The 16,654-nt window shown below is 70.9% G+C and carries 15 protein-coding genes; all 15 read right to left on the bottom strand.

Features of this window, described 5'->3' with window-relative positions; translation table 11 throughout:
- Window positions 1-18: 18 nt before the first annotated feature.
- The 15 genes from OHA89_RS26840 to rsmH all read right to left on the bottom strand — a co-directional run bounded on the left by OHA89_RS26840 (window position 19) and on the right by rsmH (window position 16,604).
- Window positions 19-315: a YggT family protein gene (locus OHA89_RS26840; protein WP_030385571.1), complete on the bottom strand. Its 297-nt coding sequence runs from the start codon at window positions 313-315 to the stop codon at window positions 19-21.
- A 59-nt stretch (window positions 316-374) separates the two neighbouring features.
- Window positions 375-998, bottom strand: a complete 624-nt coding sequence (locus tag OHA89_RS26835) for a cell division protein SepF (protein ID WP_257556715.1) — start codon at window positions 996-998, stop codon at window positions 375-377.
- Window positions 999-1,147: 149 nt separating this feature from the next.
- Window positions 1,148-1,867 (bottom strand): YggS family pyridoxal phosphate-dependent enzyme, encoded by a 720-nt coding sequence (locus tag OHA89_RS26830; protein ID WP_257556714.1) that lies wholly within the window; start codon window positions 1,865-1,867, stop codon window positions 1,148-1,150.
- A gap of 3 nt (window positions 1,868-1,870) precedes the next feature.
- Window positions 1,871-2,581 carry a peptidoglycan editing factor PgeF gene (gene pgeF, locus OHA89_RS26825; protein ID WP_266612440.1) on the bottom strand — a complete coding sequence of 237 codons (711 nt, stop codon included), beginning with the start codon at window positions 2,579-2,581 and terminating at the stop codon, window positions 1,871-1,873.
- Between the two features lie 17 nt (window positions 2,582-2,598).
- On the bottom strand, window positions 2,599-3,804 hold the full coding sequence (ftsZ, locus tag OHA89_RS26820) for a cell division protein FtsZ (protein WP_266610211.1): 1,206 nt from the start codon (window positions 3,802-3,804) through the stop codon (window positions 2,599-2,601).
- 279 nt (window positions 3,805-4,083) lie between these two features.
- Window positions 4,084-4,920, bottom strand: coding sequence for an FtsQ-type POTRA domain-containing protein (locus OHA89_RS26815; RefSeq protein WP_323186021.1), 837 nt, complete (start codon window positions 4,918-4,920; stop codon window positions 4,084-4,086).
- A gap of 31 nt (window positions 4,921-4,951) precedes the next feature.
- Complete coding sequence (gene murG / locus OHA89_RS26810; protein WP_215146451.1) at window positions 4,952-6,046, bottom strand: undecaprenyldiphospho-muramoylpentapeptide beta-N-acetylglucosaminyltransferase; 1,095 nt, start codon at window positions 6,044-6,046, stop codon at window positions 4,952-4,954.
- Between the two features lie 6 nt (window positions 6,047-6,052).
- A complete protein-coding gene (gene ftsW, locus OHA89_RS26805) occupies window positions 6,053-7,414 on the bottom strand; it encodes a putative lipid II flippase FtsW (RefSeq protein WP_266610209.1) in 1,362 nt (453 codons plus the stop codon).
- Window positions 7,415-7,486: 72 nt separating this feature from the next.
- Window positions 7,487-8,932, bottom strand: coding sequence for a UDP-N-acetylmuramoyl-L-alanine--D-glutamate ligase (gene murD / locus OHA89_RS26800; RefSeq protein WP_266610208.1), 1,446 nt, complete (start codon window positions 8,930-8,932; stop codon window positions 7,487-7,489).
- Complete coding sequence (mraY, locus tag OHA89_RS26795; protein WP_266610206.1) at window positions 8,914-9,984, bottom strand: phospho-N-acetylmuramoyl-pentapeptide-transferase; 1,071 nt, start codon at window positions 9,982-9,984, stop codon at window positions 8,914-8,916. The genes murD and mraY overlap by 19 nt, the downstream gene beginning before the upstream one ends.
- Window positions 9,981-11,405: a UDP-N-acetylmuramoyl-tripeptide--D-alanyl-D-alanine ligase gene (gene murF, locus OHA89_RS26790; protein ID WP_266610204.1), complete on the bottom strand. Its 1,425-nt coding sequence runs from the start codon at window positions 11,403-11,405 to the stop codon at window positions 9,981-9,983. Before murF ends, mraY begins: the two co-directional genes overlap by 4 nt.
- Window positions 11,402-13,096: a UDP-N-acetylmuramoyl-L-alanyl-D-glutamate--2,6-diaminopimelate ligase gene (locus OHA89_RS26785; RefSeq protein ID WP_266610202.1), complete on the bottom strand. Its 1,695-nt coding sequence runs from the start codon at window positions 13,094-13,096 to the stop codon at window positions 11,402-11,404. The genes murF and OHA89_RS26785 overlap by 4 nt, the downstream gene beginning before the upstream one ends.
- Before the next feature lie 44 nt (window positions 13,097-13,140).
- Window positions 13,141-15,159 (bottom strand): penicillin-binding protein 2, encoded by a 2,019-nt coding sequence (locus OHA89_RS26780; RefSeq protein WP_323186020.1) that lies wholly within the window; start codon window positions 15,157-15,159, stop codon window positions 13,141-13,143.
- A gap of 57 nt (window positions 15,160-15,216) precedes the next feature.
- Entirely contained in the window at window positions 15,217-15,576 is a 360-nt protein-coding gene (locus OHA89_RS26775) for a hypothetical protein (RefSeq protein ID WP_374199300.1), read from the bottom strand.
- 98 nt (window positions 15,577-15,674) lie between these two features.
- Window positions 15,675-16,604 carry a 16S rRNA (cytosine(1402)-N(4))-methyltransferase RsmH gene (gene rsmH / locus OHA89_RS26770; RefSeq protein WP_251064982.1) on the bottom strand — a complete coding sequence of 310 codons (930 nt, stop codon included), beginning with the start codon at window positions 16,602-16,604 and terminating at the stop codon, window positions 15,675-15,677.
- Window positions 16,605-16,654 lie beyond the last annotated feature (50 nt).

The following is a 16,654-nucleotide window of genomic DNA, read 5'->3' as shown; positions in this document are numbered from 1 at the left end:
TGCGGGGAAGCTCATCGTTCACACGCTTCTCGCAGCGGTGCTCACGAAACTGATGAGGATGTAAACGATGATCATCAGAACGAAGAAGGACAGGTCGAGTGCCACGCCCCCGAGACGCAACGGCGGAATGGCCCGCCGAAGAAGCTTGAGCGGTGGATCGGTGACAGTGTAGGTGGCCTCCAGAACGACCACCATCGCCTTGCCGGGTGTCCATGAACGTGCGAACTGGAACACGTAGTCCATGACCAGTCGGAAGATCAGCACGATGAGGAAGCACATCAGCGCGATGTAGACCACTTGCAGTGCGACGCCCATCCCGCGCTTCCCTCTCCCCGTTCTCGCTCTGTTCCCGGTCCCGTGTCTGACGGATCGGTCTAGCTTTGGTTGAAGAACCCGCCCTCCGCGATGCGGGCCTTGTCCTCCGCCGTGACATCGACGTTAGCAGGCGACAGCAGGAACACCTTCTGTGTCACGCGTTCAATACTGCCGTGCAGGCCGAAGACCAGACCGGCGGCGAAGTCCACGAGACGCTTCGCGTCAGTGTCGTCCATCTCCGTGAGATTCATGATCACCGGAGTGCCCTCACGGAAGTGTTCCCCGATGGTACGGGCCTCGTTGTAGGTCCGGGGGTGCAGCGTCGTGATGCGGTACGGCTCCCGCTCGGAGACGACCTTGGGCATGATCACGGGGGCGTTCTTCTCCAGGTTGGTGCGGTCAGGTGTGATGGATGCCACGGGGGCAATTCGCGCAGGACGTCCGTTTTCCACCGGAATTGGGATGGGTTCGCGCTGCGCCGGAGGCTGTACGGCTCGTACCGGTTCGTCCGATACGGGCGATTGGTGCACGGGCTGACGGTCTCGCTCGCGGGTCCGGTCACGGGCCCGCTCCGGTTCCGGCTCGGGCTCGAACTCGTCGTCGGGGTCGTACCCCGGGTTGTCGTACCGGTCGTCCTCCACGAGGCCGAGGTAGACCGCCATCTTGCGCATCGCGCCGGCCATTCTCCGAGTCCTCCGCTCTGTGGTGGATCGCCCTGTCGCAGGTGCCGCTGTGTCACGAATGTCACCAACTGCCCGCGATCCACGTGGTCTGCCCGCTCATCAGCGGTAATGACCATATTTTCTGCTGTGGTCCGACTTTCTTGGCGACGTTACCCGAGCCGGGGTCTCGCGCCGAGTACCGCAGTGCCGACGCGTACATGTGTCGCACCGGCCGCAACGGCCTGTTCCAGATCCGTACTCATCCCGGCCGACACCATCGTGGCAGCCGGATGGTCCGCGCGCAGGCGGGATGACAATTCCACCAGCCGTCCGAAAGCGGCCTGTTCGCGTCCGGCGTACGGACCGGAGAGCGGGGCGACGGTCATCACGCCGTCGATCCGCAGTCCCGGCGCCCCGGCGACGAGGTCCGCCAACTCCGCGAGCTGCTCGGGCGCCGCGCCGCCCCGGGATCCCCGCTCGCCCGACTCGGCGTCGAGGGCGATCTGCACGAGGCAGCCGAGTTCGCGGCCCGCGTTCGAGGCGGCCGCCGAGAGGGCGGTCACGAGCTTGGGCCGGTCGACCGATTGCACCACATGCGCGTATCCCGCCACGGAACGGACTTTGTTCGTCTGCAACTGACCGACGAAGTGCCAGCGGAGCGGCAGATCCGCGCAGGCCGCGGCCTTGGGGGCGGCGTCCTGGTCGCGATTTTCCGCAACATGACGGATGCCCAGCTCCGCCAGGAGTCGTACGTCGCTCGCGGGATAGGTCTTGGTGACCACGATGAGCGTCACCTCTTCCCGCTTGCGGCCCGCGGCCGCGCAGGCGGACGAGATACGTTCCTCCACCCGCGCGAGGTTCTCCGCGAGCTCCGACTTACGGTCCGTCATCTTTCAGTCCAACCAGACATATCCGGCAAGCCGCCCGGTCACCCGGTCGCGGCGGTACGAGAAGTGGTCCCGCGACTCCAGTGTGCAGACCGGGGATCGGCGGACGTTCACCACCCCCGCCTCCGCGAGCTGGGCGTGCACCCCGGCGACCACATCCACGGCCGGAGTCCCCCAGCTGGTCTCGGCCCGTGCGGCCGGCACCACCTCGGACACCGCGTCCCGCATCTCGGCGGGCACCTCGTAGCAGTGGCCGCAGACCGCGGGTCCGGTGCGGGCGACGATCCGCCCGGGCTCGGCGCCGAGGGCGACCATCGCCTCCACCGCGGCGGGAACCACTCCGGCGACCAGTCCGGGCCGCCCGGCGTGGGCGGCCGCGGCGACCCCGGCGACGGGGTCCGCCAGCAGGACCGGCGTGCAGTCGGCGGTGAGCACGGCGAGGGCGAGCCCCCGACGGGCGGTGACCACCGCGTCGACCGCAGGGACGTCTTCGCCGAAGGGCCACGGTCCGTCGACCACCGCCACGTCACGGCCGTGCACCTGGTTCATCCAGACCACCAGGTCCGGGTCGATCCCCAGGGACTCCGCGGCGCGTGCCCGGTTCGCGCGAACGGCGGCCGGGTCGTCTCCGACCGCGCCGCCGAGGTTGAGCTCTTCGTACGGAACGGCGCTCACCCCGCCCCACCGGTCGGTGAAGGCGAAGTGGGCGCCGCCCACGTGATGCTGCTCCGGTGTCACTTCAAGAAGTCCGGGACATCCAGTTCCTCGGCCGGGCTGTCCTGGTACGGCCGGGCCGTCGGAACCTGCGGCGCGGGGCTGTGGGCCTCGACCGGGGCCGCCTCGACCGGAGCCGGGGGGTCCTCGCGCGGGGTGACCGAGCCGAGTCCGCCGAAGGCCGGCCGGGTCGGCTCCGCCGCGCGGACCGGCGTCGGGGCCGGCTCCTCGCGCTTCGTGGACGCGGCGCCGATGACGTTGTCCCGGCGGGCCGGGGGCTGTCCGCCGTCGAACCCGGCCGCGATGACGGTGACCCGCACCTCGTCGCCGAGCGCGTCGTCGATGACGGCGCCGAAGATGATGTTCGCCTCGGGGTGCGCGGCCTCGCTCACCAGCTGCGCGGCCTCGTTGATCTCGAAGAGACCGAGGTCCGAGCCGCCGGAGATGGAGAGCAGCACGCCGCGGGCGCCGTCGATGGACGCCTCCAGCAGCGGCGAGGAGATCGCCATCTCGGCCGCGGCCACCGCGCGGTCGTCGCCGCGGGCCGAGCCGATGCCCATCAGGGCCGAGCCGGCCTCGGACATCACGGACTTGACGTCGGCGAAGTCGAGGTTGATCAGACCCGGGGTGGTGATGAGGTCGGTGATGCCCTGGACGCCCGAGAGCAGGACCTGGTCGGCCGACTTGAAGGCGTCGAGCACGCTGACCTGGCGGTCCGAGATGGACAGCAGCCGGTCGTTGGGGATGACGATGAGGGTGTCGACCTCTTCGCGGAGCTCGGCGATGCCGTCCTCCGCCTGGTTCGCGCGGCGCCGGCCCTCGAAGGTGAACGGCCGGGTGACCACACCGATCGTCAGGGCGCCCAGCGAGCGCGCGATGTTGGCGACGACGGGCGCGCCGCCCGTGCCGGTGCCGCCGCCCTCGCCGGCGGTGACGAAGACCATGTCGGCCCCCTTGAGGACCTCCTCGATCTCCTCGCGGTGGTCCTCTGCCGCCTTGCGGCCGACGGCCGGGTTGGCGCCGGCGCCGAGGCCCCGGGTGAGTTCACGGCCGACGTCGAGCTTGACGTCGGCGTCGCTCATCAACAGCGCTTGGGCGTCCGTGTTGATGGCGATGAACTCGACGCCCTTGAGACCGACCTCGATCATTCGGTTGATGGCATTGACACCACCGCCGCCGACACCGATGACCTTGATGACTGCGAGGTAGTTCTGCGGTGCTGCCACGTCGAAGGCCTCTCGCCTCGAGTTACGTGTCGCCGCCTCGCGGGCCTGCGTTGCGACGACTGATGCCGAAATAGGGACGGTCCGAACGCGCCGACCCGAACCCTCACCCTGAAGTTTAGGGTTAGGGGTGTGCCTGTTCTCTGGACTCTTCCGAACAGGACACTAAGTCGACAAGTAGCGCGTGTTCAACGAACACGCCGAACCTCCCGTTTTTCTTTTCACCCTATGTGATCACCCGTATCGCTGGCCAACCAGGGTGCGTCGCTGTTGGACCGGACGTCAACTCCCGGACACCGCAGGGGCGGTGGGGACGCTCACGTCGAAGCGGGCGGCCTTGGGCGCGGCCTTCAACAAAGCGGTCAGCGCACGGCCCTTCGCGTCGCTCTGTTCGCCGCTCCCCCAGGCCACGGTCCGGCCCCGGGTCAGCTCCAGCACCACCGAATCGTACGAACCCACCTTGACCTGCAAGGTCTCCTTGGCGATCGGATCCGGGAGGGAGCCGGCGACGAGCACGGCCTCGTGCAGCAGCCGCTCCTCGTCGAAACGGCGGGCGCTCGGGGACTGCTTCGCGTTCAGTTCGAGGACCGGAACGCCCTCGGGTGCTTTCGGAACCGTGTCGAATCGCACACCCGAAGCGTCCACTTCCACGAAGTTGGCGTCCTTTTTGATGAGCAGTACGGGTTTGCGTTCCGTCACTTTCAGCCCGATGCCGTGCGGCCAGGCCCGCACCACATCGACCGAATCGATGCGGGACAGCCGGCCGCGGACGCGGTTCTCGATCTCGTCGGTGTCCACGCTCACCAGCGGGGCGCCGACCGGAACGGCCGCCGCGGACAGCACCTGCTCGGGGGTGAGCACTTCGGTGCCGGTCGCGGTGACCTTCTCGACGCGGAGCCAGGAGGAGCCGTAGAGCACCCAGGTGCCGCCGCCGACGAGGAGCACCACGGCGGCCAGGGAGGCCAGCAGGGGGCCCCGGCGCAGGCGTACGCCGGGGCCCTGAGGGCCGGATCCCCTCGACGGTTTCGGGGCTTTGGGCGGCTTTGGAGAGCCGCCGCCCTTCCGGGCGGACGGGCCGGAGCCCGGGGTCCCACGCTGTGCGGTCGTCGCTCCGGCCACTCCTGCGCCTCCTGCGTCTGTGCGTCCCGCCTCAGCGGTTCCGGTGGGCCGCGATCGCCTCGTAGACCATGCCGACCAGCAGCTCGTCGGCGTCGCGGCGGCCGAACTCACCGGCGGCGCGGGACATCTCGTACAGGCGGTGCGGGTCCGACAGCACCGGGAGGATCTGGCCGAGCACCCACTCGGGCGTCAGTTCCGCGTCGTCCACGAGCAGGCCGCCGCCGGCCTTGACCACCGGCTGGGCGTTGAGCCGCTGTTCGCCGTTGCCGATCGGCAGCGGGACGTAGGCGGCGGGGAGCCCGACGGCGGACAGTTCGGCGACGGTCATCGCTCCCGCGCGGCACAGCATCATGTCGGCGGCGGCGTACGCGAGATCCATCCGGTCCACGTACGGTACCGGCACATAGGGCGGCATCCCGGGCATGTTGTCGACACGCGGCAGTTCGTTCTTCGGCCCGACGGCGTGCAGGATCTGGATCCCGGAGCGCTGGAGGGTCGGAGCGATCTGCTGGATCACCTCGTTGAGGCGGCGGGCGCCCTGCGATCCGCCGGAGACCAGCAGGGTCGGCAGGTTGGGGTCCAGGCCGAAGGCGGCGCGCGCCTCGGGGCGGACGGCGGCCCGGTCGAGGGTGGAGATGGAGCGCCGCAGCGGGATGCCCACGTAGCGGGCGCCGCGCAGCTTGCTGTCGGGGGTGGAGACCGCGACGGCGTGCGCGTACCGGGAGCCGATCTTATTGGCCAGTCCGGGCCGGGCGTTGGCCTCGTGGACGATGATCGGCACTCCGAGCCGCTTGGCCGCGAGGTAGCCGGGCAGGGCCACGTAGCCGCCGAAGCCGACGACGCAGTCGGCCTTGGTCCGCTCCAGGATCTCCTCGGCGGCCTTGATGGTGCCGCGCAGCCGCCCGGGGACGGTGATCAGTTCCGGAGTGGGCTTGCGGGGCAGCGGCACGGCGGGGATCAGGCCCAGCTCGTAACCGCGTTCCGGGACGAGGCGGGTCTCAAGTCCGCGCTCGGTGCCGAGGGCGGTGATGCCCACTGAAGGGTCCTGCCTGCGCAGGGCGTCCGCGAGGGCGAGCGCCGGCTCGATGTGGCCGGCGGTCCCCCCACCGGCGAGTACGACATGCACCGAAATTCACCGCTCTCCGGACGGACGCTTCTTGACGCGCCGTCTCATCGACTTCCATCTCACCCCGGTCCGCCACCAGCCGGTCTTCGGCTGCCGCATCGCGAGGGCCGCGCGCGCCGCCGGCTCCTCCCGCGCGAAGGCGATGAGCAGTCCGACCGCGAACATCGTCGGCAGCAGGGCCGACCCCCCGTAGGAGAACAGCGGGAGCGGGACTCCGGCGATCGGCAGCAGGCCGAGCACCGCACCGATGTTGATCACGGCCTGGGCCGTGATCCAGGTGGTCACGCCTCCCGCGGCAAACCGTACGAAGGAGTCCTCCGTGCGTCCGGCCACGCGGATACCCGCATAGCCTAGGGCCGCGAACAGGGCGAGCACCGACAGCGTCCCCGCCAGTCCCAGTTCCTCCCCGGTGATGGCGAAGATGAAGTCGGTGTGGGCTTCGGGTAGTTGCCCCCATTTTTCCACACTGGCACCCAAACCGGAACCGAACCATCCGCCTGAGGCCAGGGCATAGATCCCGTGGACCGCCTGCCAGCAGAGGTCGTTCTTGCCGGGGTCCGTCGCGCCGAGGCACTCCAGCCGGTCCATCCGGTGCGGGCTCGTCTTGATCAGCAGCGCGACGATCACACCCGCGAAGGCCAGCACCCCGACGAACAGCCGCGTCGGGGCACCCGCCAGCCAGAGCAGGCCGAACAGGATGGCGCCGAGGATCATCGCGGTGCCCATGTCCCCGCCCAGCATGATGAGGCCGAGCAGCAGGAAGGCCACCGGGACCAGCGGCACCAGCAGGTGCTTCCACTGGCTGAGCAGCCCTTTGTCGCCCTTGCGCGCCAACAGGTCGGCGCCCCACAGGATCAGTGCGAGTTTGCCGAACTCACTGGGCTGCAACATGAACGGACCGCCAAGGGAGATCCAATTCTGGTTGCCGTTGATGGCGACCCCTATCCCGGGGACCTGGACCAGGACCATCAGGAACAGGGTGCCCGCGAGCACCGGATAGGACAGCGCCCGGTGCAGTTTGACCGGCATCCGGGAGGCGACCAGCATCAGTCCGGTGCCGATGAGGGCGGCCAGGAACTGCTTCTTGAAGAAGTACGCGTCACCCAGGCCGAGCTGGAGCGCCTTGATCATGGAGGCCGAGTAGACCATCACCAGGCCCAGCACGGTGATGAGCAGCGAACTGCCGAAAATCAGGTAATACGCCGTGAGTGGACGGTCCCAGGCCTTGCGCAGCTGTTCCTGCGTGCGCCTCAGCCCGGCCAGCGGCCCGCGCCCGGCGGGCCGCCTCACACTCACCGCGGGGCGTTTGCGGCCCTGCGCCTTCACGGCGGACGGCCGCCGCCCCGGCAGCATCTGCTTGGCCGGCATCTGTGATCTTCCCCTCCACTCGTACGAGGCGAGTCGCCGGCCGGCCGGAGGGAGGGAACCCGTCCCGGAACCCTAGGCCTGAGCCGTGTCCGCACCGCTCTCGGCGGCCAGTTCGCGCACCGCGTCGGCGAATGCGTCCCCACGCTTGTTGTAGTTCGCGAACATGTCCATCGAGGCACAGGCAGGCGCCAGCAGGACCGTGTCGCCGGGCTCGGCGAGCCGGGCCGCTTCGCGGACCGCTGCGAGCATCGCCCCAGTGTCGGTCCGCTCGAGGTCGACGACCGGGACCTCGGGGGCGTGTCGCGCCAGCGCCTCGGCGATCAGCGCCCGGTCGGCGCCGATCAGCACCACGCCGCGCAGCCGCTTCGCCGACTTCCGGACCAGCTCGTCGAAGGTCGCGCCCTTTGCGAGGCCGCCGGCGATCCACACGACCGTTTCGAAGGCGGCCAGGGAGGCCTCGGCCGCGTGTGTGTTGGTGGCCTTGGAGTCGTCGACGTACGTGACCTCGCCGACGTCGGCCACGTGCGCGACCCGGTGGGCGTCGGGACGGAAGTTGCGCAGACCGTCGCGGACCGCGCGCGGCTCCACGCCGAAGGCGCGGGCCAGGGCCGCCGCGGCGAGCGCGTTGGCGATGTTGTGCGGGGCCGGCGGGGTGACGTCCTCGACGGTCGCGAGCTCCTGGGCGTTCTTCTGCCGGTTCTCCACGAAGGCGCGGTCGACGAGGATGCCGTCGACGACGCCGAGCATGGAGGGGCCGGGGGCGCCGAGGGTGAAGCCGATCGCCCGGCAGCCCTCTTCCACGTCGGCGTTCTCGACGAGCTTCTCGGTGGCCGGGTCGGCGACGTTGTAGACGCAGGCCACCGTGTTGCCCTCGTAGATGCGGCCCTTGTCGGCGGCGTACGCCTCCATGGAGCCGTGCCAGTCGAGGTGGTCCGGGGCCAGGTTGAGCACGGCCGCCGAGTGGGCGCGCAGCGAGGGCGCCCAGTGCAGCTGGTAGCTGGAGAGTTCGACGGCGAGCACGTCGTAGGCGCCCTCGTCGAGCACCACGTCGATGATCGGGGTGCCGATGTTGCCCACCGCCGCGGTCCGCAGGCCGGCGGCCTTCAGGATCGACGCCAGCATCTGGGTGGTGGTGGTCTTGCCGTTGGTCCCGGTGATCGCGAGCCAGGGGGCGGCCTTCTCGCCGCGCAGCTGCCAGGCGATCTCCACGTCCCCGACCACCTCGACGCCGGCCTTGGCGGCGGCCTCGAAGAGCGGGCTGTCGGGCTTCCAGCCGGGCGAGGTGACGACCAGGTCGGTCCCCTCGGGAAGGGTTTCGGCGTCGGCGAGGCGTACGGGGATCCCCGCGGCCGCCAGCTCCGCCGCGCGGGCGCGGTGGCCCTCGCTGTCGCCGCCGTCGACGACGGTCACCGAAGCGCCGAGGCCGGCCAGGGCGCGGGCGGCACTGATGCCGCTCACGCCGAGGCCGGCGACGGTGATGTTCTTGCCGTGCCAGGAGGTCACTTGTCGGCTGCCCATCCCGCGTAGAAGAGACCGAGACCCACGATCACGCACATGCCCTGGATGATCCAGAAGCGGACCACGACAAGGACTTCGGACCACCCCTTGAGTTCGAAGTGGTGCTGCAGCGGGGCCATCCGGAAGACGCGCTTCCCGGTCATCTTGAAGGAGCCGACCTGGATGACGACCGACATGGTGATGAGGACGAAGAGGCCGCCGAGCAGGGCGATCAGGAACTCCGTGCGGGAGCAGATCGCCAGGCCGGCGAGCGCGCCGCCGAGGGCCAGCGAACCGGTGTCACCCATGAAGATCTTGGCCGGCGAGGTGTTCCACCACAGGAAGCCGAAGCAGGAGCCCATCAGGGCGGAGGCGACGACCGCGAGGTCCAGTGGGTCGCGCACCTCGAAGCAGGCGCCCGGGTTCGTCAGGGTCTGCGCGTTGACGCAGGACTCCTGGTACTGCCACACGCCGATGAAGGTGTAGGCACCGAAGACCATCACCGCGGCGCCGGTGGCCAGGCCGTCCAGGCCGTCGGTCAGGTTCACGCCGTTGGACATCGCCAGGATCATGAACAGCGCCCAGACGACGAACAGCACCGGCCCGATCGACCAGCCGAAGTCCGTGACGAACGACAGCCTCATGGAGGCCGGCGTCAGTCCGCGCGAGTCGGAGAACTGGAGCGCGAGCACCGCGAAGGCGATGCCGACGATCAGCTGGCCGGCCATCTTGGCCTTGGCCCGCAGCCCCAGCGAGCGCTGCTTGACGATCTTGATGTAGTCGTCGAGGAAGCCGACCAGGCCCATGCCCGCCATCAGGAAGAGGACGAGCAGGCCCGAGAAGGTCGGCTCACTGGACGTGATCACCTTCGTCAGGGCGTACGCGACGAGCGTGGCCAGGATGAAGGAGATGCCGCCCATGGTGGGCGTGCCCTTCTTCCCGGCGTGGCCGCGGGGGCCGTCGTCGCGGATGAACTGGCCGTAGCCCTTGCGGGCCAGACCCTTGATCAGCAGCGGGGTGCCGATGAGGGTGAGGAAGAGTCCAATGACTCCGGCGAACAGGATCTGCCTCATCGGTCGGCGCCCTCGCCCTCGCGCTCCAGCAACGCCAGCGCGACCCGCTCCAGACCGATCGACCTGGAAGCCTTCACCAGCACGACGTCACCCGGGCGCAGTTCACTGCGCAACAGGTCGACCGCCGCCTGCGCGTCGGACACGAGCACCGACTCCTCACCCCACGAACCCTCGTTATATGCGCCCAGTTGCAGCCAGGACGCTTCCCTGCCCCCGACTGCGACGAGCTTGCTCACGTTGAGCCGGACGGCAAGCCGTCCCACCGCGTCGTGCTCGGCCAGCGATGCGTCACCGAGTTCGGCCATGGGACCGAGCACCGCCCACGTGCGTCCCCCGTTCGCCCTGGCGGCGCCGCCCATCGCGGCAAGCGCGCGCAGGGCGGCCCGCATGGACTCCGGGTTCGCGTTGTAGGCGTCGTTGACGATCGTCACGCCGTCGGCCCGCTCGGTGACCTCCATCCGCCACCGGGACAAGGTGCCCGCTCCGGAGAGCGCGGTGGCGATCTCCGAGGTGGACATGCCCAGTACATGGGCCACGGCGGCAGCGGCTAGCGCGTTCGACACGTGGTGCTCACCGTACAGCCGCAAGGTCACATCACTGCACCCGGTCGGTGTGTGGAGTGTGAAGGCGGGCTGTCCCCCGGGGGTCATCCGTACCTCGGTGGCCCGGATGTCGGCGTCCTCGGCCTCGCCGAAGAGGACCGTACGGGCCTTCGTACGGGCGGACATCGCGCGCACCAGCGGATCGTCGGCGTTGAGGACGGCGATCCCGCCCTCCGCCTCGGCCGGCAGGGCCTCGACCAGCTCCCCCTTGGCCTGGGCGATCTGCTCGCGGCCGCCGAACTCGCCGATGTGGGCGGTCCCGACGTTGAGGACGAGGCCGATGCGCGGCGGGGTCAGGCCGGTGAGGTAGGCGATGTGGCCGATCCCGCGGGCCCCCATCTCCAGTACCAGGTGCCGGGTTTCGCCGGTGGCCTTGAGCGCGGTGAGCGGCAGGCCGATCTCGTTGTTGAGGGAGCCCGGGGTCCACACGGTGGGTGCGTGGGTCTGGAGCACCTGGGCGATGAGGTCCTTGGTGGAGGTCTTGCCGGCCGAGCCGGTCAGGGCCACCACATCGGTGCCGAGTCGCTCCACGACGGCCCGGGCGAGGGCGCCGAGCGCCTTCTCCACGTCGGGGACGACGATGGCGGGTACGCCGACCGGCCGGGCCGCGAGGACGGCGGCGGCTCCGGCGGCGACGGCGCGTTCCGCGTAGTCGTGGCCGTCGACGTGCTCGCCGTCGAAGGCGGCGAACAGGCTGCCGGCCTCCACCTGGCGGGAGTCGATGACGACCGGACCGCTGATCCGCACGGACGGATCCGGTATGTCGTGGGGCCGCCCGCCGGTGATGTCGGCGATCTCGGCGAGGGAGAGGGCGATCACTGGTTCTCCTCGGCCTGTCGGGCACTGCTCTGCTGTGTCTCGATGGCCGCGCGGAGCACCTCGCGGTCGTCGAAGGGGCGTACGACGCCCGCGGTGTCCTGGCCCTGCTCGTGGCCCTTGCCCGCGACGAGCACGGTGTCGCCGGGCCGGGCGCGCGCGACGGCGGCGGCGATGGCCGCGGCCCGGTCGGCGTCGACGAGGACGGTGCCCCGTTCGGCGGGCGGCACGGACACGGCGCCTTCGAACATCGCGGCGAGGATCGCGAGGGGATCCTCGGAGCGCGGGTTGTCGGAGGTCAGGACGGCCACGTCGGCGTACCGGGCGGCCGCGGCGCCCATCGGGCCGCGCTTGGTGGTGTCGCGGTCGCCGCCGCAGCCGAGCACGATGTGCAGCTTGCCCTCGGTGACCTCGCGCAGTGCGCGCAGGACCGATTCGACGGCGTCCGTCTTGTGCGCGTAGTCGACGACGGCGAGGTACGGCTGTCCGGCGTCCACCCGCTCCAGCCGGCCGGGGACCCCGGGGACCGCGGCGACGCCGTCGGCGGCGGTCTGCGGGTCGAGGCCGGCGGCGGCGAGGGTGACGATCGCGGCGACCGTGTTGGCCACGTTGAACGGGCCGGGCAGCGGCGCGGTGGCCCGTACGCGCTGTCCTTCGGGGCCCAGCAGGATCAAGGTGGAGCTCGCCGGTCCGAAGACGACGTCCTCGGCGCGCCAGTCGGCGGCCGGGTCGCCCGTGGCGGAGAAGGTGACGACCGGGACCGTCGCCTCCTTGGCCAGGCGGCGGCCGTACTCGTCGTCGAGGTTGACCACGCCCAGGCGGGCGCGGCGGGTCGTGAAGAGCCCCGCCTTCGCCTGGAAGTAGTCGTCCATGCCGGAGTGGAACTCCATGTGTTCCGGGCTCAGGTTGTTGAAGACGGCGACGTCGAAGACGCAGCCGTCGACGCGGCCGAGCACCAGGGCGTGGCTGGAGACCTCCATGGCGACGGCCTCGACCCCGCGTTCGCGCATGACCGCGAAGAGGGCCTGGAGGTCGGTCGCCTCGGGGGTGGTCCGCTCCGACTTGATGCGCTCGTCGCCGATGCGCATCTCGACGGTGCCGACGAGTCCGGTGCTGCGGCCGGCCGCGCGCAGGCCGCCTTCGACGAGGTACGCCGTGGTGGTCTTGCCGGAAGTACCGGTGATGCCGATCTGGAGCAGGCCCTCGCCGGGGCGGCCGTAGATCGCGGCGGCGAGTTCGCCCATCCGGCCGCGCGGGTCGGCGACGGTGAGGACGGGCAGGCCGGTCGCCGCGGCGCGCTCCGACCCCGCGGGGTCGGTCAGCACGGCGGCGGCGCCGAGGCCTGCCGCCTGGGCGGCGAAGTCGGCGCCGTGCGTCCTGGCTCCCGGCAGGGCCGCGTACAGGTCCCCCGGGCGCACCGCACGGGAGTCGTGCGTGATGCCGGTGATCTGCGCCGCGCCTGGCGCTCGGATGCCCAGCAGGGTGGCCAGCTCGCCCAGGGGGGTCGGGCGGGCGGACACGGGCCGGGGCGCTCCCGGCGGCGCTGCCGGGGCGTCTTTCTGGGTGGTTCTGGGCTGATCAGCGTGGGACACGGCGGTGAGCGTACCGGGCTCGGCGGGCCGCCCGCGAAGCGAGGGCCCGGCCTCGGCGCCGGCGGCCGACTGGTTCCCGGGTTTCGGGGTGATCGTTGTCACTGGTGGTGCCTCACGCGTTTCTGGCGGGCCGGCCGGGTTCTGGGTCACTGGCCGGGCTGCGGACTGGGCTGCGTACTCGGCTGCGTACTCGGCTGGGGGACGGGCTGCGGGCCCGCGTCGAAGGTGACCGGGAGCCCGGCGGGAGCGGTGCCGGTCGGGGCGACCTGGAGGGTCTTCAGGGCGAACTCCATGACCTTCTTGTAGATGGGGCCGCAGATCTGGCCGCCGAAGTAGCTGCCCTTCGTGGGGTTCTGGATCGCGCAGTACACGGTGATGCGCGGGTTGTCGGCGGGTGCGAACCCGGCGAAGGAGGCGGTGTAGCCCTTGTAGCGGCCGGTGGCCGGATCCACCCGGTTGGAGGTGCCGGTCTTGCCGCCGACCCGGTAGCCGGGGATGCGGGCCTTGGTGCCGGTGCCCTCCTGGTCGTCGACCACCGATTCGAGCATCTCGGCCAGGGTCTTGGCGGTCTCCGGGCTGACCACGCGGCTGTGTTCGGGCGCCGGGGCCGGGGTGAAGCGGCCGTCGGGGCCCTTGGTGCCGCGGACCAGGGTCGGTTCGATGCGGACACCACCGTTGGCGATGGTCGAGTACACGGAGGCCGCCTGCATGGCGTTGAGGGACAGACCCTGGCCGAAAGGAATCGTGTACTGCTGGGAGGTGGACCAGTCCTCGGGCTTGGCGAGGATGCCGCGGGACTCGCCCGGGTACTCCAGGCCGGTGGGCCGTCCGATGCCGAACTTGGTCAGGTAGGAGTGCAGGACCTTGTTGGCCTCGGGCTGGGTGGGACCGAGCTGGCCGGTGGCCAGGATGGTGCCGATGTTGGAGGACTTGGCGAGGACCCCGTTGAGGGTCAGGTACCAGGTCGGGTGATCGATGTCGTCCTTGAACAGCCGGTCGCCGCGGTGCAGCCGGTTCGGGACCTCGACGTGGGTCTCGGGGGTGGCCTTCTTCTCCTCCAGTACGGCGGCCATCGACATCACCTTGGCGGTGGAGCCGGGCTCGTACACGTCCTGGAGCGCGGCGTTGCCCATGGCGGCGGACCGGGCCCGGGTCAGGTCGTTGGGGTCGAAGCCGGGGGCGTTGGCCATCGCGAGGATCTCGCCGGTGCGGGTGTCCTGGACGATGACGTAGCCGCGGTCGGCCTCGGACTTCTGGACCTGCTCGGCGATCGCGCTCTGCGCCGCCCACTGGATGTCGCGGTCGATGGTCAGCTCGATGTCCTCGCCGGGCACGGCGGGCTTCTCGCTGGAGCCGGCGGTGGGGACCCGGCGGCCGCCGGACTGCGCGAAGGTGGTCTCGCCGTCCTTGCCGGACAGCTTCTTGTCCAGGGAGGACTCCAGGCCGCCGGCGCCCTTGCCCTCGGCGTTGACGTAGCCCAGTATCCCGGCGGCGAGGTCGCCGCCCGGGTACACGCGCTTGCTGCTGTTCTCGTTGAACACCCCGGCCAGGACGTTGGCGCCGGGGCCGTTGTTCTTCTTGTCGGCCGCCGCCTTCTCCGAGAAGACCCGCTTGAGGTCCTTGATCTGGTTCCAGACCTGGGGGGTCTGCCGCTGGGCGAGGACGACGTACCGGGTCTTGGCCTTCAGCCGCTCGGCGAGCTCCTTGGCGTCCTTGCCGAGGATGGGCGCGAGGAGGGCCGCGGCCTGCTCGGGGGCGTCGGGGGCCTTGCTGTCCTGCGGCGTGAACATCTTCGGGTCGGCGGTGATGTCGTACGCGTCGACGCTGGTGGCGAGGGCCACGCCCTTGCGGTCGGTGATCTCCCCGCGTTCGGCGGCCAGTTTGACGCTGGTGTAGCGGTTCTTGGAGGCCTCGGCGGAGAAGGCCCGGGCGTCGACGGCCTGTACCTGGAGCAGGCGGACGACGAAGGCGAGCATGACGAAGGTGAGGCCGAGGCTGACCAGGCGCAGGCGGGGGCGGGGGCTGCCGAGCCGGATCGTGTGGGGCCGTCTGGGCACCGCGGGCCGGCGGGTCGCCGGGCGGGCCGTGGCCCGGGCCCGGTCGCGCTCCCCGGGCCTCGGCCGCCCGGGCCCGGGCACCCGCCGCCGCGGCTCCTGCGGCCTCACGCGCGCACCGCCTCAATCGCCGACGGGGCTGGATTCGGCTGGATCCGCGTCACGACGTCACCTTCCAGGGGTGGGCGAGCCCGCCAGGCTCGGGGTGGGCGAAGCAGAGGCCGGAGGGGTCGGCGCCGGTGGGGGTTCGGCCGCTGCCGGGGTGCCGGCGACCTTGCCGTCCGGGCCGATGAAGACCGGGCTGCCGCCCGGGACGAGCCCCAGCTCCTGCGCCCGCCGCTGCAGCGCGTCGGGGGCCGAGTACCCGTCCACGTCACGCTGCAGCGCCTGCTCCTCGTCCGTGAGCGCGGTGGTCTCCTTCTTCAGCTTGCTCAGCTGGAAGGAGCCCGCGTTCAGCGCCGAGTTCAGCAGCAGCAGGCTGATCAGTCCGCCGGCGAGCAGCGCCACGACCAGCAGCACGAACGGCATCCGCGCCGCCTGCCCACCGGAACGCGGACGGGGCCGAGGGCGAACGGGTCGCCCGCCGATCGCCCGGCCGAGGCGCGTGGCGACCTTCCCGGCCTTGGTCACAGTCGCGCCTCCCGGATGCGTTCGACCCCGCGGAACCTCGCCGGGGCGGCCCGCCGGTTCTCGGCGATCTCCTCCTCGGTCGGCAGTTCCGCGCCGCGTGTCAGCAGCTTCAGCTTCGGCTGGTACTTCTCCGGGACGACCGGCAGCCCGGGCGGGGCCGTCGAGGTCGCGCCCGCCGCGAAGACCTGCTTCACGAGCCGGTCCTCCAGCGAGTGGTACGAGAGCACGGCGATCCGGCCGCCGACCGCGATCCGGTCCACCGCCGCCGGAATGGCCCGCTCCAGCCCCGACAGCTCACCGTTGACCTCGATGCGCAGGGCCTGGAAGGTGCGCTTCGCGGGGTTGCCGCCGGTCCGCTTGGCGGCCTGCGGCAGGGAGTCGCGGATCAGCTCGACCAGCCGGGCGCTGTTGGTGAAGGGCTCCTTCTCCCGCTCCCGGACGACCGCTGACACGATCCGCTTGGCCTGCTTCTCCTCGCCGTACTGGCGCAGGATCCGGACGAGCTCGCCCGGCGCGTAGGTGTTGAGCACCTCGGCGGCGCTGATGCCCGTCGTCTGGTCCATCCGCATGTCGAGCGGCGCGTCCTGCGCGTACGCGAAACCGCGGTCGGCCTCGTCCAGCTGCATGGAGGAGACGCCCAGGTCGAAGAGGATGCCCTGGACGGCCGGGATGCGCAGGCCGTCGAGGACCTCGGCGAGGTCGGCGTAGATCGCGTGGACGAGGGTGGCCCGGTCGCCGAAGGGCGCGAGCCGCTCGCCGGAGAGCCGCAGGGCCTCCTTGTCGCGGTCGAGGCCGATCAGGTGGGCCTCGGGGAACCGGGTCAGCAGGGCCTCGCTGTGGCCGCCGAGGCCGAGGGTGCAGTCGACGACGACGGCCCCGGGCCTCTCCAGCGCCGGGGCCAACAGGTCCAGGCACCGCTGGAGCATCACCGGGACATGTCGGGACTCGCTAGTCAAAGCGCCCTCTCAGATAACGG

This window comes from Streptomyces sp. NBC_01546, assembly GCF_045208355.1.
Taxonomy (GTDB): domain Bacteria; phylum Actinomycetota; class Actinomycetes; order Streptomycetales; family Streptomycetaceae; genus Streptomyces.
This window is presented reverse-complemented; position numbering and strand designations above follow the sequence as displayed.